Source organism: Janthinobacterium sp. HH104 (assembly GCF_001758715.1).
In the GTDB taxonomy this organism is placed as follows: domain Bacteria; phylum Pseudomonadota; class Gammaproteobacteria; order Burkholderiales; family Burkholderiaceae_D; genus Janthinobacterium; species Janthinobacterium aestuarii.
In genome coordinates this window covers 426,751-447,330 of sequence record NZ_LRIB01000013.1, presented here as the reverse complement: position 1 = coordinate 447,330, position 20,580 = coordinate 426,751, and the positions used below count along the sequence as shown (strand labels likewise).

The 20,580-nt window shown below is 63.0% G+C and carries 19 protein-coding genes; 4 read left to right on the top strand and 15 right to left on the bottom strand.

The window, feature by feature from the left end; genetic code table 11:
* Positions 1–94: 94 nt before the first annotated feature.
* The 6 genes from rpoD to ybiB all read right to left on the bottom strand — a co-directional run bounded on the left by rpoD (position 95) and on the right by ybiB (position 8,032).
* Positions 95–2,335, bottom strand: a complete 2,241-nt coding sequence (rpoD, locus tag JAB6_RS02890) for an RNA polymerase sigma factor RpoD (protein ID WP_034746980.1) — start codon at positions 2,333–2,335, stop codon at positions 95–97.
* A gap of 464 nt (positions 2,336–2,799) precedes the next feature.
* Positions 2,800–4,596 (bottom strand): DNA primase, encoded by a 1,797-nt coding sequence (gene dnaG, locus JAB6_RS02885; RefSeq protein ID WP_034746977.1) that lies wholly within the window; start codon positions 4,594–4,596, stop codon positions 2,800–2,802.
* Between the two features lie 129 nt (positions 4,597–4,725).
* Positions 4,726–5,178, bottom strand: coding sequence for a GatB/YqeY domain-containing protein (locus tag JAB6_RS02880; RefSeq protein ID WP_070301291.1), 453 nt, complete (start codon positions 5,176–5,178; stop codon positions 4,726–4,728).
* A 195-nt stretch (positions 5,179–5,373) separates the two neighbouring features.
* The gene (rpsU, locus tag JAB6_RS02875; RefSeq protein ID WP_008451879.1) at positions 5,374–5,586 is read right to left on the bottom strand and encodes a 30S ribosomal protein S21; all 213 of its coding nucleotides are present in this window, start codon (positions 5,584–5,586) and stop codon (positions 5,374–5,376) included.
* Positions 5,587–5,768: 182 nt separating this feature from the next.
* Positions 5,769–6,983, bottom strand: coding sequence for an NAD(P)/FAD-dependent oxidoreductase (locus JAB6_RS02870; RefSeq protein ID WP_070301290.1), 1,215 nt, complete (start codon positions 6,981–6,983; stop codon positions 5,769–5,771).
* 56 nt (positions 6,984–7,039) lie between these two features.
* Positions 7,040–8,032, bottom strand: coding sequence for a DNA-binding protein YbiB (gene ybiB / locus JAB6_RS02865; RefSeq protein WP_070301289.1), 993 nt, complete (start codon positions 8,030–8,032; stop codon positions 7,040–7,042).
* 158 nt (positions 8,033–8,190) lie between these two features.
* Here ybiB and JAB6_RS02860 point away from each other — a divergent pair, with 158 nt between their 5' ends.
* Both JAB6_RS02860 and JAB6_RS02855 read left to right on the top strand, forming a co-directional pair.
* On the top strand, positions 8,191–8,868 hold the full coding sequence (locus JAB6_RS02860) for a hypothetical protein (protein ID WP_070301288.1): 678 nt from the start codon (positions 8,191–8,193) through the stop codon (positions 8,866–8,868).
* A 142-nt stretch (positions 8,869–9,010) separates the two neighbouring features.
* On the top strand, positions 9,011–10,072 hold the full coding sequence (locus JAB6_RS02855; RefSeq protein WP_070301287.1) for a 3-deoxy-7-phosphoheptulonate synthase: 1,062 nt from the start codon (positions 9,011–9,013) through the stop codon (positions 10,070–10,072).
* 117 nt (positions 10,073–10,189) lie between these two features.
* Here JAB6_RS02855 and JAB6_RS02850 read toward each other — a convergent pair whose 3' ends face one another.
* Positions 10,190–10,597, bottom strand: a complete 408-nt coding sequence (locus JAB6_RS02850; RefSeq protein WP_070301286.1) for a nitrite reductase (NAD(P)H) small subunit — start codon at positions 10,595–10,597, stop codon at positions 10,190–10,192.
* A gap of 140 nt (positions 10,598–10,737) precedes the next feature.
* Between JAB6_RS02850 and JAB6_RS02845 the strand changes: the two genes are divergently transcribed.
* Positions 10,738–11,604, top strand: a complete 867-nt coding sequence (locus tag JAB6_RS02845) for a PEP-CTERM sorting domain-containing protein (RefSeq protein WP_175444476.1) — start codon at positions 10,738–10,740, stop codon at positions 11,602–11,604.
* A gap of 106 nt (positions 11,605–11,710) precedes the next feature.
* Positions 11,711–12,751, top strand: a complete 1,041-nt coding sequence (gene tsaD / locus JAB6_RS02840) for a tRNA (adenosine(37)-N6)-threonylcarbamoyltransferase complex transferase subunit TsaD (RefSeq protein ID WP_070301284.1) — start codon at positions 11,711–11,713, stop codon at positions 12,749–12,751.
* Here the strand turns inward: tsaD and eutC are convergent, their stop codons facing one another.
* From eutC to JAB6_RS02800, 8 genes are all read right to left on the bottom strand, one after another.
* The gene (gene eutC, locus JAB6_RS02835) at positions 12,752–13,525 is read right to left on the bottom strand and encodes an ethanolamine ammonia-lyase subunit EutC (RefSeq protein WP_070301283.1); all 774 of its coding nucleotides are present in this window, start codon (positions 13,523–13,525) and stop codon (positions 12,752–12,754) included.
* A gap of 8 nt (positions 13,526–13,533) precedes the next feature.
* Positions 13,534–14,922 (bottom strand): ethanolamine ammonia-lyase subunit EutB, encoded by a 1,389-nt coding sequence (locus tag JAB6_RS02830; protein WP_070301282.1) that lies wholly within the window; start codon positions 14,920–14,922, stop codon positions 13,534–13,536.
* A gap of 74 nt (positions 14,923–14,996) precedes the next feature.
* Positions 14,997–16,460 (bottom strand): TIGR01777 family oxidoreductase, encoded by a 1,464-nt coding sequence (locus tag JAB6_RS02825; RefSeq protein WP_070301281.1) that lies wholly within the window; start codon positions 16,458–16,460, stop codon positions 14,997–14,999.
* On the bottom strand, positions 16,457–17,098 hold the full coding sequence (locus JAB6_RS02820) for a DUF4166 domain-containing protein (RefSeq protein ID WP_070301280.1): 642 nt from the start codon (positions 17,096–17,098) through the stop codon (positions 16,457–16,459). The genes JAB6_RS02825 and JAB6_RS02820 overlap by 4 nt, the downstream gene beginning before the upstream one ends.
* Positions 17,095–17,649, bottom strand: coding sequence for a GbsR/MarR family transcriptional regulator (locus tag JAB6_RS02815; RefSeq protein WP_034746943.1), 555 nt, complete (start codon positions 17,647–17,649; stop codon positions 17,095–17,097). The genes JAB6_RS02820 and JAB6_RS02815 overlap by 4 nt, the downstream gene beginning before the upstream one ends.
* Before the next feature lie 67 nt (positions 17,650–17,716).
* The gene (locus tag JAB6_RS02810) at positions 17,717–18,835 is read right to left on the bottom strand and encodes an acyl-CoA desaturase (RefSeq protein WP_254671422.1); all 1,119 of its coding nucleotides are present in this window, start codon (positions 18,833–18,835) and stop codon (positions 17,717–17,719) included.
* Complete coding sequence (locus JAB6_RS02805) at positions 18,832–19,947, bottom strand: sterol desaturase family protein (RefSeq protein WP_083292488.1); 1,116 nt, start codon at positions 19,945–19,947, stop codon at positions 18,832–18,834. Before JAB6_RS02805 ends, JAB6_RS02810 begins: the two co-directional genes overlap by 4 nt.
* On the bottom strand, positions 19,944–20,567 hold the full coding sequence (locus JAB6_RS02800) for a phosphatase PAP2 family protein (protein ID WP_070301279.1): 624 nt from the start codon (positions 20,565–20,567) through the stop codon (positions 19,944–19,946). The genes JAB6_RS02805 and JAB6_RS02800 overlap by 4 nt, the downstream gene beginning before the upstream one ends.
* Between the last annotated feature and the right edge of the window lie 13 nt (positions 20,568–20,580).

Sequence of the window (20,580 nt, the reverse complement as noted above, 5' to 3'; positions counted from 1 at the left end):
GGCGGCGCTGTTGATGCCCGCCTCGCGCGGCCGTTTTGGAAACGGACACGCGAGGATAGGGGTATCAGGGGCGTACGTCAAGCCCTATTGGCTTCTAGTTGCCTTCCAAGAAGCTTTTCAGCTTGTCGGAGCGCGATGGGTGGCGCAGCTTGCGCAACGCCTTGGCTTCGATCTGGCGGATGCGCTCGCGCGTCACGTCAAATTGCTTGCCCACTTCTTCCAGCGTGTGGTCGGTGGACATCTCGATGCCGAAACGCATGCGCAGCACTTTCGCTTCGCGTGGCGTCAGGGAATCGAGCACGTCCTTGACCACGCCGCGCATGGAGGCGTGCAGGGCTGCGTCGGCCGGCGCCAGGGTGTTGTTGTCCTCGATGAAGTCGCCCAGGTGGGAATCGTCGTCGTCGCCGATCGGCGTTTCCATCGAGATCGGTTCCTTGGCGATTTTCATGATCTTGCGGATCTTGTCCTCGGGCATTTCCATCTTGATCGCCAAGGTGGCCGGATCGGGTTCCGCGCCCGTTTCTTGCAGGATCTGGCGGGAGATGCGGTTCATCTTGTTGATCGTCTCGATCATGTGCACGGGAATACGGATCGTGCGCGCCTGGTCGGCGATCGAGCGCGTGATGGCCTGGCGGATCCACCAGGTCGCATACGTCGAGAACTTGTAGCCGCGACGGTACTCGAACTTGTCGACGGCCTTCATCAGGCCGATATTGCCTTCCTGGATCAGGTCGAGGAATTGCAGGCCGCGGTTCGTGTATTTCTTGGCGATCGAAATGACCAGGCGCAAGTTGGCCTCCGTCATTTCGCGCTTGGCCTTGCGCGCCTTCATTTCACCGGCCGCCATCTGACGGTTGATGTTGCGCAAATCCGGCAGCGGCAATACAACGCGCGCTTGCAGGTCGATCAGGCGCTGCTGCAGTTCCTTGACGGTCGGAATGTTGCGGCCCAGGATGGCGCTGTACGCGTGTCCTGCGTTGACTTCGCCATCGACCCAGTCGAGGTTGGTTTCATTGCCCGGGAAGACCTTGATGAAGTGGGCGCGCGGCATGCCGCAGCGGTTCACGGCCACGTCGAGGATTTGCTTCTCGATATGGCGCACTTCGTCGACCTGGCCGCGCAGGGTGTCGCACAGCTTTTCCACGACCTTGGCCGTGAAGCGGATGCCCAGCAACTCTTGCGAAATAGCTTCCTGTGCCTTGGCGTACGGTTTCGAGTTGTAGCCTTCTTTTTCGAAGGCGCGGCGCATCTTGTCGAACTGCTGCGAAATGATGGCGAATTTTTCCAGCGCCGTGCGTTTCAGGGTTTCCAGCTGTTCGGCCGAGAAACCGGCCGCGCCCGAAGCGCTCGCTTCTTCTTCCTCTTCTTCTTCCTCTTCTTCCGCTTCGCCTTCTTCCTCGTCTTCTTCGACGGGAGCGGCCACGACAGGGGCGGCGGCGACCGGTTCGTTTTCATCGACGAGGCCGTCGACGATTTCGTCGATCTTGATCTCTTCGTTGGCGATGCGGTCGGCAGCGGCGATGATCTCGGCGATCGTCACGGGGCAGGCGGAAATAGCCTGGATCATGTCTTTCAAGCCATCTTCGATGCGCTTGGCAATCTCGATCTCGCCTTCGCGCGTCAGCAGCTCGACCGAGCCCATCTCTCGCATGTACATGCGCACGGGGTCGGTGGTGCGGCCGAAGTCGGAATCGACGGTCGACAATGCGGCCTCGGCCGCTGCTTCCGCCTCGTCGTCGCTGGTGACGACGGCAACGTTATCGGACAGCAACAACGTTTCCGCATCGGGCGCGTGCTCGTAGACGGCGATGCCCATGTCATTGAAGGTACCGATGATGCCTTCGATGGCTTCCGGGTCGACGATGTTTTCGGGCAAGTGATCGTTGATTTCCGCGTAGGTCAGGAAACCGCGTTCCTTGCCGAACTTGATCAGGGTCTTGAGTTTCTGGCGCCGGCGCTCAAGTTCTTCCTCGCTCGCTTCCGTATCGGACGAGAACGCATCTTTCAGCAGCGCGCGCTCTTTCGCCTTGCGGTCCTTGGCCTTGGCCTTGTCGACGGCCTTCAGTTCGGCCCGCTCAACGGCATTCAGGGCGGCGACTTCATCATTTTCTGGCTGGAATTCTTTAGGCTTGCGGCCGCGGCGGCCTGGCACTTTTACCGACGGCAAGACATAACCGGACGTATCGATCGCGGCCAGGGTGGCGGCGTCGGTGGTCTGGCTGACCACAGGCGCACTGGTGACGCGCGCTTCTGGCCGGTCGAGCGCCTTTTCGGCTTTCGTGGTAACTTTAGTGGGCTTTGCAGCCGCTTTGGATTCGGGTTTCTTGATTGGCACAGGCGCTTTCGATTACACAACGACTTGCTTTACGGTGGATTAGGATAAAGTTTGCTGCCAGTTCCCTGTCTACCTGCGGGAACCACCATCTTCGAACCTGCCGACTACGCAAATTCGACACTGTTACGTTACTTACACCTCATCGGCCACGATCCGCGGGAAGCGCAGCAATTCCTGTCCACCGGCTGTTGCCAGCCGCCTCGGCAAAAATTCCTGCATCGACCGCGTTGGGAGCGAGAGCCTGGCGCGGCTTGCCAGCGTCTGCGAGCCTTGCCCGCAACGCCGAAAGCGCCTGTTGGCCCTGGCTGCCGACACGATCCACCGCGCCGATCAAGAGCCTAACTTACTGAAAACAAATACTATTTACGAAACAGAACTAGCTTGCCAAAGCACACAATACTTAGCATTTAATTATAGCACGCGAAAAATGTTTTTCCAGTGCGCGCCATACCCTCAGAGCAAGGTTAGCGATTCACCAACTCGGCGTCGCGCTCGCGTTCCAGCGCCCCCTGCTCCTGCATGATTTCGCGGTAGCGTACACCAATTTTCTCCGATGGCAAACCCGACGCAAACAATTGCTGCAATTCCGCCTTCAAGGCATTCAATTTGATCTCGCGGATGGTGCTCACCAGCCACGACAATTCGCTGTCGTAATCGGATTCCGTGCCGGCCGCGATCTCGCCGATGATCTCGTCGTATTCGCTGCCCAGCTCCTTCAACTGCTGCGCCAGCGCGGCAAAACTGCCGTGCTCGCCCAAGGCCTGGCCCACGGCCACCAGCTGCCCCAGGCTGTGCGCCGCATCCGGCCCCAAGTGCTGGAAGGCGGCCAGGGCGGCCTCGTCGATACGCATCGTCAGCGGCGGATGCGCCACCAGCATGCGCATGATCTTCAATTCCAGCCCGACAGGTACGGGGCGGCCCGATTTCGGCGGCGCCCGGTGCGCCACGGCAACGGGCTTGGCCAGCTCGAACAGGGCTTCAATCTCGGCCGGCGTGGACTGCGTCAACTGCGCCAGGCCGCGCACGATCTGCAGGCGCAGGGACGACGGCGCCATCAGCTGCAGCAGCGGCTTGGCGTCGAACTGCACGCGGGCGCGCCCTTCCGGTTCCGACAGATCATGCTCGCCCGACACTTCTTTCAGCAAGAATTGCGACAGTGGCATGGCTTCATGCACTTGCTGCTCAAACCCCTCGGCGCCGAATTCGCGGATATAGCTGTCCGGATCGTGTTCCGAGGGCAAGAACAGGAATTTGATCGTTTTATTGTCCGACACGTGGGCCAGGCTCGCTTCCAGCGCGCGGCGGGCGGCACGGCGGCCGGCCTTGTCGCCATCGAAGCTGAAAATCACGTTATCGGTCTGGCGCAGCAGTTTTTGCACGTGGGTCGGCGTGCACGCCGTGCCCAGGGTCGCCACTGCCTGCGGGAAACCCATCTGCGCCAGCGCCACCACATCCATATAGCCCTCCGTCACCAGCACGTAGCCGGCGTCGCGGATGGCCTGGCGCGCTTCGAACAACCCATATAGTTCGAATCCCTTGGAAAACAAGGGGGTTTCCGGCGAGTTCAGGTATTTCGGTTCGCCATGGTCGAGCACGCGACCGCCAAAGGCGATCACTTGCCCCTTCGTATTGCGGATCGGGAACATGATGCGTTCGCGGAAACGGTCGTAGCGCTTGCGGTTGTTGCCCTCTTCATCGACCTTGTCGATCACGAGGCCTGCCTCGGCCAGTGCCACCACGTCGTATTCGGGGAAGACGGAGCGCAGGTTGTCCCAGCCTCCGGGCGCAAAACCCATGCCGAAGCGAGCGGCCACTTCGCCCGTCAAGCCCCGGTTCTTCAGGTAGGCGATGGCTTCGGGCGCATGGCGCAATTGCCCGCGGTAATAATCGCACGCCTGCGTCATGGCGTCGGACAAGGCCAGGCTCTGCGCCTGGATCTGCGCGCGCTGGGCTGGCGGAATCTTGTCGTCCGCTTCCGGCACGACCATGCCCACGTTCTGCGCCAGGTCCTTGACGGCGTCGACAAAGCCCATGCCCGAGTACTCGATCAGGAAGCCGATCGAGGTGCCATGCGCGCCACAGCCGAAGCAGTGATAGAACTGCTTGGTGGGGCTGACGGTAAAGCTGGGCGACTTTTCACTGTGGAACGGGCACAAGCCCATGAAATTGGCGCCACCTTTTTTCAGTTGCACATAGCGCCCCACGACATCGACGATATCGACGCGGTTGAGCAAATCGGAAATGAAGGATTGAGGTATCACTGGCTAGGGCGGGTCTTGTTATAGGTCAGACTATACTACCGCACGTGGCCTGAGGTTGAGCCAGGTCAACGTGTGGGCTGTTAACAGGCTGCCAGCGCGACGGCTGGCAGCCCTTGCTACTATTGTTGCTTACGCTGCCGGCGTCAAGGCTTTCTTGACCAGGGCGGACACCACCGTCATGTCGGCGCGGCCAGCCAGCTTCGGCTTGACGATGGCCATGACTTTGCCCATGTCTTGCGGACCTGCGGCGCCCGAGGCGGCCACGGCGGCAGCGACTTCGGCCGACACTTCTTCGTCCGACAGGCCGGCAGGCATATAGCCCGTCAGGTGCACCAGTTCGGCTTTTTCGATGTCGGCCAGGTCGGCGCGGCCACCGGCTTCGAACTGGGTGATCGAATCCTTGCGCTGCTTGATCATCTTTTCCACGATGGCCGTCACGTGGGCATCCGTCAGTTCGATGCGTTCGTCGACTTCCTTGCGCTTGATTTCCGCCAGCAACAGGCGAATCGTGCCCAGCTTGCCCGCTTCCTTGGCGCGCATGGCGTTTTTCATGTCTTCGGTAATTTGTTCTTTCAAGCTCATGGCAATCCTCGTGTTGGTAAGTAGGGTTCGATGCTCGTGCAGGCACTCCAAGCAGGCGGCCACAAAAGCGAAAACCCGCTGCGGCGAACCGGAGCGGGTATGCGACTCATCTGAAGTATCACTCCAGGCGAATCAAAACAAAACCCGTGGCGAACAATGCGCCGAACTACCCGGGTTGGTTCTGACTGAACAGTCTTAGAATAATTTTTTCGGCAGTTGTTGGCTGCGGATGCGTTTGTAATGACGCTTGACAGCAGCTGCCAGCTTGCGCTTGCGCTCAGCTGTTGGCTTTTCGTAGAATTCGCGAGCGCGCAATTCGGTCAGCAGACCCGTTTTTTCGATGGTGCGTTTGAAGCGACGCATTGCGACTTCGAACGGCTCGTTTTCTTTAAGGCGAATAGTGGTCATGTAAAATTCAAACCGTTGAGGTGGTGTATAGGAAGAGATAGATAGTAGCAGCTTTTATTCGGAAAGGGAAGCCCCTCCCCCACTTGCGTGCGGCATGCAGCCTGCGGTCGCTGCCGGAATGTGGCGTAAACCACGCACCGGGGTGGCGCACCGGGCGCCAGAACCCCATCTTACAGAGTAGCTTACTGCAAGGCAATACCTGCCGCCACGCCGGAAGCCCAGGCCCACTGGAAGTTGTAGCCACCCAGCCAGCCCGTCACATCGACGGATTCGCCGATGAAATACAGGCCCGGCACTTTATTGGCCATCATGGTCTGCTGCGACAGCTCGCGCGTGTCGATGCCGCCGCGCGTCACTTCCGCCTTGCGGTAGCCTTCGGAACCGTTCGGCACGATGGACCAGGCATTGATGGCCTGGCCCAGCTTGCGCAGCTGTGCATCGGGCATGTCGGCGATGCGCGCGTCCGGCGCCAGGCCGTTGACGGCCAGCAGGCAGTCGGCCAGGCGTTGCGGCAGCCATTGCGCGACGATATTGCCCAGTTGTTTCTTCAGGGTGCCCTTGCCTTCGATCAAGGTCTGCGCCACGTCCACTTCCGGCAGCAGATTGATGACGATGGGTTCGCCCGGCAGCCAGTAGCTGGAAATCTGCAAAATCGCCGGACCCGACAGGCCGCGGTGCGTGAACAGCAAATCTTCGCGGAAACGCGCGCCCGTCGCCTTGCGTCCTTTCAGGCTGCCTGTTTCCACATCCACTTCCAGGGCGATACCGGACAATTCCGCGAACGGCGCCCAGCTGGCCGCATCGAACGTCAGCGGCACCAGGGCCGGACGCGGCTCGACCATCGTCAAGTCGAATTGCTTGGCGATGCGGTAGGCAAAATCCGTGGCGCCGATCTTCGGGATCGACAGGCCGCCCGTGGCGATGACGACGCTGGCCGTCTCGATGTCGCCGCTATCGGTCTGCAGCACGAAGCCGCCATCCGCTTGCTGGACAACATTGTCGATCTTGCACGGAATGCGCCAATGCACGCCGCCAGCGGCGCACTCGTCCTTGAGCATGTCGATGATCTGCTCGGCCGATTCATTGCAAAACAGCTGGCCCTTGTGCTTCTCGTGGTAGCCGATCCGGTATTTTTTCACGAGCGCGAGGAAATCCTGCGGCGTGTAGCGCGACAGTGCGCTCTTGCAGAAATGCGGGTTTTCCGAGAGGAAATTTTGCGGGGTGGCATTGATATTGGTGAAATTACACCGTCCACCACCCGAGATGCGGATCTTTTCGGCCAGCTTGGCCGCGTGATCGATCAACACCACGCGCTTGCCTTGCTGGGCGGCAACAGCCGCACACATCATGCCGGCCGCGCCCGCGCCGATCACTGCCACATCAAATTGTTTTGCCATAAGAATTCCGGTCACCGCTGATTACAAAGACGCCATTGTAAACTGCGGCGACGCGGCTAGCGCGGCCGTGCTGCAATCTGCCGCGATGTCGTCAAGCATTGCTCCACCTGCTCGGCGATCGACGGCGGCACGGGCACGTCGCCGCGCAGCACGGCCGCGATCCAGGCCGCCGTCGTGGTTGCGTCGCGCTCGGCCGGCAAATGTGGCAACTCTTCCACCAGCAACTGCTTTTCCACCAGTACCGTACGCTCCACGCCATGGAACCAGTCGATCTGCTGCGCCTTGTTGGCGTTGGCCACCGTTTCGCCCTCCGTGCCGCGCATCAGGAAAGCGTCGCCGCGCGCGGGATCAGAGGCGGTGAGGAAATATTCGCCGAGCATTTCCAGGTATTCCGGATGCGTGTACGACACCAGGCGCAGGGCCGGGCCGGCGAACGGCTGCATGATTTTCACCAGGGTGTGCGTGGAATTGCGCACGCCCAGCACGCGCCGCAACGACAGCATCCAGGCCAGGCGCGGCGCCAGGGCCTCAATGGGCAGGAAGGCGGCTTCGCCGCGCGCCATGGCGGCCTCGGCTTGCGCATGGTCCGTGGAAGCGGGCACGCCCAGCGCGGCCAGCACTTCGGCCGTCGTGATGCGGCCCGGGTCGCTGGTCACGCCATGCACGAGCACGGGTGCGCCCGCGCGCGCCAGCAGCAGCGCCAGCAAGGCCGTCAGGTTGGCCATCTTGCGCGCGCCGTTGTAGCTGGGAATGATGATCGGCGCAAATTCACCGGCCGGCGCGGCCAGCGGGGCAAATGAGGCTTCGGCAGCGTCGAGGAAGCCGGCGATCTCGTCCACGGACTCGCCCTTGATGCGCATCGACAATAAAATGCCGCCCAGCTCCAGCTCCGACACGCGGCCCTCGAGCATGGCGCGGTACAGGGCGCGGGCGTCGTCACGCGTCATGCTGCGCGCGCCGTTCTTGCCACGTCCTATTTCCTTGATGAAACGTGCTGCGGGGAATGGCTCACCGGCCACATCGGTATGGGGTATGGAAACAGTCGTCATGGCGCCAGCTTACACGGATTTTTCCCCTTGCAGAGGCACTGGAAGACGCCGTAGGCGACTATGCAACAGTCTTTCAAGCTCTTTTTTGAATGAATCCGCATCGCGGCTGCATCCAAACGCGCCATCGCTGCGTATAAGACTGCACAGGGGGACTCATAATGGAACACGCGATCAAACGGGAAACGGCCTTCGTCGGCATCGAAACGAGCAAGCTGCTGCTGAAAGCCGTGCTGCTCACGGGCAACGAAGTGCTGTGCAAAGTGCTGGAAAACGACGTGGCCGGCTACCGCTGGCTGCGCAGCTGGCTGCAAAGGAACGACGTGCCCGTCATCGGCTTGCGCGTCTGCATGCGCCTCGATATGCCGTACAGCGAGGGGCCAGCCCGCATGCTGGCCGACATGGGCATGGTGGTTTGCGATGCCCAGCCCGCGCAACTGGACGACTATCTGCGTGGCCAGGGCTTGCCCGATGACGCGGCGCACAGCGCCGTGGTGCTGGCCAACTACTGTGCGCACAGGCGCCCCGCGCGCTGGACGCCGCCCTCGCCCGCCTACGTGGAACTGCGCCTGTGGCTGCGCCGCCTGCACGCCATCGAAGGCGTGCGCCAGCAGGAATCGGCGCGCCTGAATGTGCATCTGCAGGCTGGCCAGCATGCGCTGCACGCCCTGCTGCGCCAGCAGATCGCCTGCCTCGACGCGCAGATACGCCAGCACGAAAGCGCCATCCTCGAGCATGTGAAGCGCCATCCCGGCCTGCCCCGGCCGCCCGAGCTGGCCGGCAACTACCAGCGCATCGCCCGCTACAGCGTTGGCGCCAGCCTGGCCGGCGGCCATTGAACGCACAGGGCCGGCAGCGTGCCGGCCCTGCCATAAAAACAACTGAACCATTGCCGTTTTGGCCCCATCCCCGCCGCCAGGCCGCATTTCCGCTACACTATTGCCTCTTAAAGAACGCAATCGCGAAAGCCGAGCCAGAATCATGAATACGCCAGACATCGAAAATATCAACGTCACCTCTTTCGCGCCCATGCCGACACCAGCCGAACTGCACGCCAAGCTGCCCCTGTCGGAGAGCGCCTTCGACACCGTCAGCCGCGGCCGCGAAGCGCTGCGCAACATCATCGACCGCAAGGACCAGCGCCTGTTCGTCGTCGTCGGCCCATGCTCGATCCACGACCCCGTCGCCGGCCTCGATTACGCGCGCCGCCTGAAAGCGCTGCAAGAGGAAGTCAAGGACACGATGCTGCTGGTGATGCGCGTGTATTTCGAAAAACCGCGTACCACCACGGGCTGGAAAGGCTATATCAACGACCCGTATATGGACGATTCGTTCAAGGTCAACGAAGGCATGGAAAAGGCGCGCCAGTTCCTGCTCGACGTGTGCGAGCTGGGCCTGCCTACCGCCACCGAAGCGCTGGACCCGATCTCGCCGCAATACCTGGGCGACCTGATCGCCTGGACCGCCATCGGCGCGCGCACGACGGAATCGCAGACGCACCGCGAAATGTCGTCGGGCCTGTCGACGCCAGTCGGCTTCAAGAACGGCACCGATGGCGACATCAGCATCGCCGTCAACGCGATTTTGTCGTCGGCGCACCCGCACTCCTTCCTGGGCATCAATGGCGAAGGCAATGTCGCCATCGTGCGCACGCGCGGCAACGCGTACGGCCACGTCGTGCTGCGCGGCGGCGACGGCCGTCCGAACTACGATTCGGTGTCGATCGCCATCGCCGAACAGGCGCTGGCCAAGGCCAAGCTGCCGGCCAATCTGGTGGTCGACTGCTCGCATGCGAACAGCTACAAGAAGCCGGAACTGCAACCGCTGGTGATGGGCGACGTGGTCAACCAGATCCGCCAGGGCAACCGCTCGCTGGTGGGCGTGATGATCGAATCGAACATCGTTGGCGGCAACCAGAAGATCCCGCAAGACCTGTCGCAACTGACCTACGGCTGCTCCGTCACCGACGGCTGCATCGACTGGGACACGACGGCGACCATGCTGCGCGATGCGCATGCGCATCTCGTCAATCGCCCGGCGTAAAATATTACGGCCAACAATGTTGTCGGATTACGGCCCTGTGGGCCTAATCCGACCTACTCGACCGGCCGTAGGTCGGCTTAGCGCACAGCGCGCAAGCCGACACCACCACGAGGCATATCATGCCATCTGCACATGCGGCAGCAGCGCAAACGAGCCGGCCAGCGCCTGCTCGGCCTTGCTGGCCGGGACATTGAGCTCCTTCAAGTCCAGGTAGATGCGTCCGTCCAGGATGCGCACGGCGTACATGCGCGCCATGCCCTGCACGGGCGCCACCAGGCGGCCCGAATCGAGCTCGATGATCCAGCTGTTCTTCGGCCCCATCAGGTTTTTCTCCATCAGCACTCCCTGCGCGAGCGGGCCGCCCAGGCAAGGCACCGTGTCGAGCAGCGCGTACACCATATCGTCAGCTGCGCGAAACAGCGCCACGCCCGGTAAATCCTGCCACGCCAGGCCCCGCTGCACCATGCGCGCGCCCGCCAGCGGCATGTCCTTCAGGCGGCAAATCATTTTCCATTGTTCTGGCATCGTGAACTCCCTTGAAAAGGCACACGCATGCATAAGCAAGAGTGGTGCCATGAACGGTGTCGCAGAGGCGCCGAGGTGGTACCTCACCATGTCAGGCAATGACGCACCAGCACGGCGCAAAAATAGCCGGAAAACAGTGCATGAAAACAAAGGCAATGCGGCAAACGAAAACAATCACCGATGCTTTTTTACTAAATACATGTATTATTGGCATGTATTTTAAGCATCATTTCGATGAAGATTTCCCACTGTCCAACAAAGAGGTTCATATGCATCCTTCCACACGACTTGCCGCAATCGGTTTCGCCGCCTTCCTGATGATGCCTGGCGCGCATGCCGCTCCTCCCGCCGATCTCGGCTCCATCACCATCAACTATCCGGCGGAAGTTCAATACTGGTTCGACAAACCTGCAAGTCCCACGCTCGTTTCCAGCACACCAGGAGCGGCTACCCTGGATTTCGGCGCGGGCTTGAACAAGTACAACTCGGTTCCCCTCCTAGGCACGCAATCATTCCAACTGACGGCAAAGCCTGGCTACAAGATCACCGGCTTCTCCTATTCATCGCAACTGTCCGGTCTATTGCAGGACAGCGAGGCGCCGCCAGGTTACAGCGGACAACCTGGCCATGCCACCAGCGTCGCCACGGCCTATCTGTCTGTGCGCGGCACAGATGGCAAGCAGCTCAGTCTCGTGGGAGCGAAGGAGGAAAATATCAATGGAAGCGGCCTGCTCAGCTTTAATACCGGCCTGCTGGATCTGCCTGATACTGTCAGCCTTAGCCTCGAAGGCAACCTGTTCCTCCAATTGGGCTATGGCTACTACTACAATGAGTTTGGCGACGAACGGAAAATATCATCGAGTGGCTGGCTGGGCGCCGAAAATTCCTTCCTGACTATCCATACCACCGCTCTGCCGGTACCAGAACCGTCGACCTGGATGATGCTGTTGGGCGGCCTGCTGCTGCCATGGGTCGTCAGCCGCCGTCAACGCGCGCGCGCTGCCTGATCACGCTTGAGCATGGGTGCAAATGCCACGCGGCGCTTGCACCCTGGAGCCTGCTGGTGGGCTTTCCATTACAATGGCGGATTACTCCTCCCTATTTAGCACCTTCATGATTGTTCTTGGCGTCGAATCCTCCTGTGACGAAACCGGCCTGGCCTTGTACGACACGCAACGCGGCCTGCTGTCGCATGCCCTCTATTCGCAAGTCACCATGCACGAGCAATATGGCGGCGTGGTGCCGGAACTGGCGTCGCGCGATCATATCCGCCGCGCCATCCCGCTGCTCGAAGAAACCCTGACCAGGGCCGGCATCGCCCTGCCCGAAATCGACGCCATCGCCTACACGCAAGGTCCTGGCCTGGCCGGCGCGCTGCTGGTCGGGTCCTCCGTCGCCTGCAGCCTGGGCCTGGCCATCAACAAGCCGGTGCTGGGCATTCACCATCTGGAAGGCCATCTGCTGTCGCCCTTGCTGGCATCCGAGCCGCCGGAATTCCCGTTCATCGCCCTGCTGGTGTCGGGCGGCCACACGCAGCTGATGCGCGTCGATGGCGTGGGCCAGTACACGATGCTGGGCGAAACGCTGGACGATGCTGCCGGCGAAGCGTTCGACAAGTCGGCCAAGCTGCTGGGACTCGGTTATCCGGGTGGCCCCGCCATTTCGCGCCTGGCGGAATTTGGCGACCCGCTCGCGTATAAACTGCCACGCCCCATGCTGCATTCGAAGGATTTCAATTTCAGCTTTTCCGGCCTGAAGACGGCCGTGCTGACGGTGGTGAAAAACCATGAAGAAAAAGTCATCGCGAATATCTGCGAACAGGACAAGGCGAACATCGCGCGCGGCTTCGTCGACGCCATCGTCGACGTGCTGACGGCCAAATGCGTGTCGGCCCTCAAGCACACGGGTTTGAAACGCCTGGTGATCGCCGGCGGCGTGGGCGCCAACGCGCAGTTGCGCGCCTCGCTCAACGCAGCGGCCGCCAAGAAGCGCTTCAAAGTGTATTACCCGGAGCTGGAATTCTGTACCGACAACGGCGCCATGATCGCCTTTGCCGGCGCCATGCGCCTGCAGATCAACCCCGACGCCGCCAAGCACGATTACTCGTTCAACGTGCGCCCGCGCTGGCCGCTGGACGAAATCCGCGAAGTCTGATCATTCCAGCAGGAAGTTGCGCGCCCCCGCCAGGGCCGCGCCCTCTTCCACCGTTTCATCCTTCAATGCCACGCCCGACAACTGCCGGCTGAACGCCTGCGACAGCAAATAGTGCAGCCGGTATGCCGCCTGCGCATACGCCAGCCCCTCGGGACGCACGTTCGAAATGCAGTTGCGGCGCTCGTCCAGCAAGCCCACTGCAGGTGCCCACGTCAGGTACAGGCCCAGGCTGTCCGGAGAAGTCAAGCCGGGCCGCTCGCCGATCAGCACCAGCACGGCGCGCGCCTGCAATAATTCCCCCACCTCGTCGCCGACAGCTACCCTTCCCTGCGCCACAATGTGCAGCGACGACAGCGTCCACGTCTCCAGCGCCAGCCGTTCGCGCAGGGCGGCCAGGAACGGTGCCGCGTGGCGCTGCACGGCCAGCGCCGACAGGCCATCGGCCGCCACCAGCGCCAGGTCAACTCCCGTGGCAGCGGTGGCCAGCCGCGCCCGTGAGCCTTCGTCGAGCCGGCGCCCCAGGTCGGGCCGTTGCAGATAGTCGGCGCGCGTGGCGGCCGCGCTGTGCAGCTGCACGCAGTCTTGCCCCTGCGCGGCCAGGACGCGCGCCAGGCCCTCGCCATCGAGCGCCAGATGCACGGCGTCGCGCGCCTGCGCGTGGGCCAGCTGGAACGCCAACTGCGCCTTGGTCGGCACGCTGACGCCACGGCGCCCGAGCGCGATGCGCGCCGCCGTATGCGCGCGCAGGGCCTGCCAAGGGTTGGTTTCGTCCATGCGCCCTCCTAGTCGTCCAGGCGCAGCAGGGCCGCCTGGAAAGCCGGCGCCAGCGCTTCGCTCAAGCGGCCCTGCACATCCGTGATCCGCATGCGCGCCAGCCAGGCTTCGAATTCCGGCGCAGGGCGCAAGCCCAGCACTCGGCGCGCATACAGGGCGTCGTGGAACGAGGTGCTCTGGTAGCCGAGCATGATGTCGTCCGCGCCCGGCACGCCCATGATGAAGTTGCAGCCGGCCACGCCCAGCATGGTCAGCAAGGCATCCATGTCGTCCTGGTCCGCTTCCGCATGGTTGGTGTAGCACACGTCGCAGCCCATGGGCAGACCAAGCAGCTTGGCGCAGAAATGGTCTTCCAGCCCCGCGCGCATGATCTGCTTGCCGTCGTACAGATATTCGGGGCCGATGAAGCCGACGACGGAATTGACCAGCAGCGGCTGATACGCGCGCGCCACCGCATACGCGCGTGCCTCGCACGTCTGCTGGTCCATGCCGTGGTGCGCACCGGCCGACAGCGCGCTGCCCTGCCCCGTCTCGAAGTACATGACGTTGTTGCCCACCGTGCCGCGCCCCAGCGACAGGGCCGCCGCCTGCCCTTCGGCCAGCAGCGCCAGGTCGATGCCGAAGCTGCGGTTGGCCGCCTGCGTACCCGCCACCGACTGGAACACGAGGTCGACGGGCGCGCCGCGGCGTATCGCCTCGATGGTATTGGTGATGTGCGTGAGCACGCATGACTGCGTGGGAATCCGGTACTGGTCGATGACGGCGTCGAGCAGGTGCAGCAGCGAGACCACCTGCGCCACATTGTCGGTGGCGGGATTGATGCCGATCACGGCGTCGCCGCTACCCAGCAGCAGGCCATCGAGTATGGAGGCGGCAATCCCCGTCGCGTCATCCGTCGGGTGGTTCGGCTGCAGCCGCGTGGACAAACGGTTTTCCAGTCCCAGGGTATTGCGAAAGGCCGTGACGATCCGGCACTTGCGGGCCACCAGCACTAGGTCCTGCAAGCGCATGATTTTTGAGACGGCGGCCGCCATTTCCGGCGTGATGCCGGCGGCGACGCGCGCCAGCGTTTGCGTATCCGTCGCGTCATCGAGCAGCCAGTCGCGAAAATCGCCCACGCACAGGTGCGCAATCGGCGCAAGGGCGGTGCGCTCGTGGCTGTCGATGATCAGGCGCGTGACCTCGTCCTCGTCGTACGGCACCAGCGCCTCGCTGAGGAACAGCGATAGCGGCACGTCGGCCAGCGCCAGCTGCGCCGCCACCCGCTCCCGCGCGCTGGCAGCCGCCACGCCGGCCAGCACGTCGCCCGAACGCAGCGGCGTGGCCTTGGCCAGCAGCTCCTTCAGGCTGGCGAACGTATAGGTATGGCTGTCTATCGTATGGCTGAATGAGGGCATGGGCGTCTCCTGATGGGGTCAGACCCGGCGGGTCTGACCCCGGAGCATGCCTCATTCTACGCTCAGAACGGCGGCTACAGGCTGCGCAGCGCCCCTTCCAGCTGCGGATGACGGAAGACAAAGCCGTCGGCCAGCAAGCGGCGCGGCGCGACCCTTTGGCCTTCGACCAGCAAATCGGCCTGCTCGCCCAGCAAGGCTTGCATGACGAAGGCCGGCGTGGGCATGAAGCTGGGGCGGTGCAGCACGGCGCCCGCCACCTGGGCGAAACGGCGCTGCGCTATGGCTTCCGGCGCGCAGAAGTTATACGCACCGCTCACCGCCTGCTCTTCGCTGCGGCGCGCCAGATGGGCGATGCCGCGGATCACGTCGCGCACATGCACCCACGTGACCCATTGCCTGCCGCTGCCCAGCGGGCCGCCCACGCCAAAGCGGACCGGCAAGAGCATCTGCGGCAGCGAACCCTGGTGACCGAAGACGAGGCCAAAGCGCATGCAGCCCACCTGCACGCCAAATTTCTCCGCCTGGCGCGCGGCCGCTTCCCACTCCTGGCACAGCTGCGACATGAAGATGGCTTGCGGTGTGCTCTCCTCCGTCAATTCCGTGTCGTCGCCCTGCAGCTGCACGCCGTAGTAGCCGATGGCCGACGCCGACAGCAGCACCCGCGGCTTGTGCTGCGCGCGGGCGATCCACGCCACCAGTGCCTGCGTCAGCGCGACGCGGCTGCGGCGCAAGGCGGTCTTGCGCGCCTCCGTCCAGCGCCGCCCGACGATGCGCGCGCCGGCCAGATTGACGACCATGTCGATGCGCTGCGCGTCCGCCAATTCGTCGAACGACTGGATACAGCGCACCTGGCCATCAAAGGTCCACGCGGCCTGCTTCGGCTGGCGCGTCAGCACCGTCACCGCATGGCCGTCGGCCAGCAAGGCGGCAACCAGCTGCTGGCCGATGAAACCCGTGGCGCCCGTCACCAGCACGGATTGCGGCGTGCTGGCAAAGCGCAGGTGCTCCTCTTGCTCTGCTGTCTCTTGCACTTGGCGCCGTCCCAGCTGCCACACGGCATACGCGTCGCGCAGGCCGGACAAGCCCACGCCCACACCGCACAGGGCGAGGAAGACGCTGAGCCAGCCATACGGCTGCCACACGAGGGCCGTCGGCAAGGTCGCCCATTCGCTGCTGTTCAGGGCCAGCAGGGCGATGAAAGCGCCCGCGTTAATCGCCAGCACCGTGTGCGTAACCCGCTCCGTGGCGGGCAAGAGGCGCGTCCGGTCCTCGACGACGAAATCCCACAAGGTCAGCACGATTTCCACGCCAAAGACGATCACCAGCACCCAGGCCCAGGCGCCATGCCACTCCCAGGCCGCCAGGCCCACGAACAGCAGGCTGTAGATCAGGGCGCGCGTCGCGTGGATCGTCAGCTCCAGGCGCGCCGATGCCTTTTGCGGCAGCGCCTCCGTAATTTCATGGTGGTAGATGGTGTCGAAGGCGCCCAGGCAGCCTTGCGCCGCCATCAGTTGCAGGGCCAGCAGATGCGTATTCATGGTGTCTCCTTCATTTCCGGTGCGGCCGATTCGCGGAACACGCCCGCCTGCGTGAACGTGGTGCCGAACAGGGCGTGGCGAATCTCGATGCGGATGTTGAACTGCTGCGGCGTTTCATTGCGGTGGCACAGAAAGGTTTTTCCGGGCGTGAGCACGCCGGGCAGCGGCAGGCGCCAGCCGAAAAGATCCCAAAAATAGCCGTCGCTGGTGAAATGCAGATTGCCGTCTTCGACGTGCAGCACCAGCTTCATGCCCAGGCCCATGCCCACGTATTCGAGCACTTCGCCCTTCGCGCTTTCGGCCATATAGGAGGTGAAGCGGATCGGCGCGCGGCCATGCAAGCGGTAGGTGCGCTGCTTGAAAATGAACGGGCAGCCGGGGCGCGAATAGACTTCGATATCGACGGGAAAATCGTGATCGTCATGCGGAATCAGGGCGCCGTCAATGAAGGGGCGCGTCAGCCAGCCGAGGAATTTTCCCAGGCGCGAGCTGGTGAGTTCCTTGAGTTCACCCCGGTAATACAGGGGCTGGCCCGGCGCGGGATTTTTCTCGAAGCGGCGGCGGATATCGGGGTGCAGCGTGAGCCATTGCGCGCCCATCACCTTCTTGAACAGTTCTCCTTCCGAAGGGCCGTTCATGATTTTGCGCGCTTGCCAGGTTTGTCTTCCGGACTGAGGAACTTGGCCACCTTGCCGCCCATCGACAGCATACGCTGCAAGGTCGCCGGCGGCAAATTCTTGTAATCGCTGTAGGTGCTGCTGAGCATTTCCAGAAACGCCAGCACTTCGCCCATGCGCTCCAGGGTGGCCGGCGGTATCGCCGCATCGTGCTCGCCCTCGATCGCGCATTCGCGCAGCACCGTCAGGGTGGGATCGATCTCGCGCCGCTTGCGCTCCTCCATGATGACGCGGAAGATTTCCCACACATCCTGCAGGGCGACGAAGTGGTCGCGCCGGTCCCCCATCACGTGCGTACTGCGCGCCAGGCCCCAGCTTTGCAATTCCTTCAGGCTGTTGCTGACGTTGGACCTGGCCACGTTCAGGCTGGCCGCGATGTCTTCCGCCGTCAGCGGTTCATTGGCCAGGAACAGCAGCGCGTGGATTTGCGCCACCGTGCGGTTGACGCCCCAGCGCGTGCCCATTTCGCCCCAGTGCAAAATGTACTTCTGCGTGGTCGGACTCAGTTCCATGATTTTCTCTAATTTCTGTCGTTACAGAAATGTAAGACGGAACGGAAACCGAGTCAAGCACGATTCGTCAGGTGCGGGCGGGCGGCTGGCCCATGGCGCGCAGGAACTGCTGCTGCGACTCTTGCAGCTGGCCGTAGCCGAGTTCGCGGTAGACGAGGCCGTGGCGCGGCGCCAGTTCGGCCAGGATGCGCGCCAGCGCCGGGTAGTGGCGGTGATTCCAGGTGGGGAACAGGTGATGCGTGAGGTGCAGGTTCAAGCCGCCCAGCCAATAGCCTAGCCAGCGCAGCGCGCGCGGTTTCGGCGTCCAGTCGCAGGCCGTATAAAACGTGTGCTGGTACCAGTCGTGCGGCAAGGTGCCGTCCGCGCCCGGCTGAAAGAATTCCACTTCGGCCCAGTGCGTACCGAGGATCAGCGCCACCAGCGCGCACGAGGCGATCATTTGGCCCAGGAAATACGCGCCCAGCACCACGCCCCAGCCGATGCCGTGTTGCTGCAGCACCCACATGGGCAGCGCCAGCACCAGCGCCACGTGGCCCAGCTTCCAGCCTAGGAACGACAGCCAGCCGCGCCAGCCCTGCAGCCGGCTGTGCGCGGCCACGGGCGTCTTGCCGAAGCGGTCCAGCCAGTCGCCATACCAGTTCAGGTACGGCAGCGACAGGGCCGCCACCACGGGCCAGTACAGGTATTGATAGCGGTATTGCGGCGACCAGCTTTGGTACGGCGTCTGGCGCAGGAAGGGGTTCGGCTCCGTATCGAGGTCATAGCCTTCCACGTTCGCATACGTGTGATGAAAGTGCACGTGGCGGATGGTCCAGAAATCCGTGTCCACGCCCACGGGCAAGCCTACAAGGCGTATCAGCACGCGGTTCAGGAAGCCCCGGCGGAAGACGGCGCTGTGGGCGGCATCGTGCAAGGTATTCATGGCCAGCGCCATGGCCGCGACCAGGCAAGCGACATAGCTGGCGACAAACGGCCAGGTGCTGCCAGCATTCAACGCCAGCGCATACAGGCCCACCGTCAGCGCGGCCAGGAACACGGTTTTCGCATGCAGGCGCGCGTCGCCGAAGCGGTGCGTTCCTTCATCCGCCAGGTAAGCGTCGGCGCGGGCGCGCAATTCGCGGCGGAAGGCCGAATCGCGGGCTGGCTGAAAGCGCAGCGGCGGCAGCGAAGGCACAGGCTGCGTCACGCGCGCGTCCCCGCTGCCGCCGGCCACCACAGGCGGCGCGCGCCATCGAGGCCATGCGCCAGCAGCGCGGCCAGGAAGACCATGCCCCACACGTCGCGCACGCCATACCAGCCCATATACAGGGCTGGCATGGCCAGCGCGATGGCCACCCAGGCGATGGCGCCCCAGCGGCGCGCGTCGGACAGGCCGCCCAGCGCCAGGGTGCCGCCGAAGATCAGCGCGAACAGGATCGCCTGCTGCGCGCCAGCCAGCACCGCTTCATGGTTGACGTAATAGATCACGAGGCCGAACAGGATCACGCCGCCCGTGCCGATGAACAGCTCGGGCACGTGGAAAGTGCCGCGCGACTGCCAGTGGGGGAAACGCGCGCGCAGCCATTTGAACAATTTCCCGTTGCTGGCCAGCAGCGGGTTGTGCGTGGGTGTCATGCCCTTCACGCCATAGCGCATTTCCACGCCCTCGAGTTCGGGCTGGAAGCTGCCGAACAGCCTGTCCCACAGCAGCAGGGTGCCGCCGAAATTGCGGTTGATATAGCGTTTATCCGTGCCGTGATGCACGCGGTGGTGCGAGGGCGTGACCATGAAACGATCGAGGATGCCGGACTTGTTCACCAGCGCATTGTGGTTGTAGAACTGCACCGTGTAATGCAGCGACGAGACGACAAGGAAGATTTCCAGCGGCACGCCCAGCACAGCCAGGATGGCGATGAAGGGGAAATTCGTCAGTGACGAATACCAGGAATTGCGCACGCCCAGCGACAGGTTGAAATGCTCGCCCTGGTGGTGCACCACGTGCACGGCCCACAGCAGCGGGATTTTATGGTGCAGCCGGTGCATCCAGTAAAAGCACAGGTCCCAGGCAAAAAAGGCGAACACCCATTGCGCCGCCACGGGCCACTGGTCGACGACGTGCAGGTTCACATGGCGCAGCAGCAGGGCGAAGGCCGCCACTTCCACGCCGCGGAACACCCACATCAGGATGTGGCCGGAATTGAGATTGAAGATCACGTCCTTCCACGGCACGGGCGTCTTGCGTACCCATTTGAGTATCAGCAGTTCGGCCAGCACGAAGGCCAGCATGATCAGGAACGACAGGGCAAATGGATTCATCATGGTGCGGTTTTGATGGAAACGGCGCGGCGGGCAGCCAAGGATACCTGCATTTTCGCCAGCATGCCGCCAGCGATGCCAACAAACAGGCCGGCGGCCAGGTCGATGCTGACGTGCCGGCGCAGCGCGATGATGGCGTAGCAGATAGCCACGCCCAGCACCACGGCCAGCGCGGAACGAACCAGGTGGCGTTTGGCGCACACGGCCCATACGCACAGCAGGGTCAGGGCGCCGTGCAGCGACGGCAGGCAGTTTTGCGTGGAGTCCGCCGCCTGCAGCATGCGCAGCGCCTGCGTGCTCCACGCATTGCCCTCGCCCACGGGCGGGTAGGCGAGCGTGGTCGGGTACAGCAGGAAGACCACCCCGCACAGGACGGCAGAAAGCGCCATGGCGCGCGCCAGCCAGCGCACGCGGGCCGCATCGGCAGCCAGGTAGGCGTACGGGATCAGGATGAAGAAGGACAGGTACAGCCAGATGGCAGAGTCGCTGTAGGGGATGGCGCGGTCGATGGCCGTTTCGGGCAGCAGTACCCCCTGCCCTTGCAGCAAATCGCTGGAAAAATACACGAGGCCGACGCTGCCCCAGCCAGCCAGCAAGTGCAGCAGGCGGGAATACAGCGTCATGGTGTCTACAGAT

Bases quoted from the DNA above. Each gene is read 5' to 3' on its own strand.
- JAB6_RS02880 (WP_070301291.1), bottom strand. From the start codon at position 5,178: ATGAGCTTGAAAGAACAAATTACCGAAGACATGAAAAACGCCATGCGC.
- rpsU (WP_008451879.1), bottom strand. From the start codon at position 5,586: ATGACCACTATTCGCCTTAAAGAAAACGAGCCGTTCGAAGTCGCAATG.
- JAB6_RS02870 (WP_070301290.1), bottom strand. From the start codon at position 6,983: ATGGCAAAACAATTTGATGTGGCAGTGATCGGCGCGGGCGCGGCCGGC.
- ybiB (WP_070301289.1), bottom strand. From the start codon at position 8,032: ATGACGACTGTTTCCATACCCCATACCGATGTGGCCGGTGAGCCATTC.
- JAB6_RS02860 (WP_070301288.1), top strand. From the start codon at position 8,191: ATGGAACACGCGATCAAACGGGAAACGGCCTTCGTCGGCATCGAAACG.
- JAB6_RS02855 (WP_070301287.1), top strand. From the start codon at position 9,011: ATGAATACGCCAGACATCGAAAATATCAACGTCACCTCTTTCGCGCCC.
- JAB6_RS02850 (WP_070301286.1), bottom strand. From the start codon at position 10,597: ATGCCAGAACAATGGAAAATGATTTGCCGCCTGAAGGACATGCCGCTG.
- JAB6_RS02845 (WP_175444476.1), top strand. From the start codon at position 10,738: ATGAAAACAAAGGCAATGCGGCAAACGAAAACAATCACCGATGCTTTT.
- tsaD (WP_070301284.1), top strand. From the start codon at position 11,711: ATGATTGTTCTTGGCGTCGAATCCTCCTGTGACGAAACCGGCCTGGCC.
- eutC (WP_070301283.1), bottom strand. From the start codon at position 13,525: ATGGACGAAACCAACCCTTGGCAGGCCCTGCGCGCGCATACGGCGGCG.
- JAB6_RS02830 (WP_070301282.1), bottom strand. From the start codon at position 14,922: ATGCCCTCATTCAGCCATACGATAGACAGCCATACCTATACGTTCGCC.
- JAB6_RS02825 (WP_070301281.1), bottom strand. From the start codon at position 16,460: ATGAATACGCATCTGCTGGCCCTGCAACTGATGGCGGCGCAAGGCTGC.
- JAB6_RS02820 (WP_070301280.1), bottom strand. From the start codon at position 17,098: ATGAACGGCCCTTCGGAAGGAGAACTGTTCAAGAAGGTGATGGGCGCG.
- JAB6_RS02815 (WP_034746943.1), bottom strand. From the start codon at position 17,649: ATGGAACTGAGTCCGACCACGCAGAAGTACATTTTGCACTGGGGCGAA.
- JAB6_RS02805 (WP_083292488.1), bottom strand. From the start codon at position 19,947: ATGATGAATCCATTTGCCCTGTCGTTCCTGATCATGCTGGCCTTCGTG.
- JAB6_RS02800 (WP_070301279.1), bottom strand. From the start codon at position 20,567: ATGACGCTGTATTCCCGCCTGCTGCACTTGCTGGCTGGCTGGGGCAGC.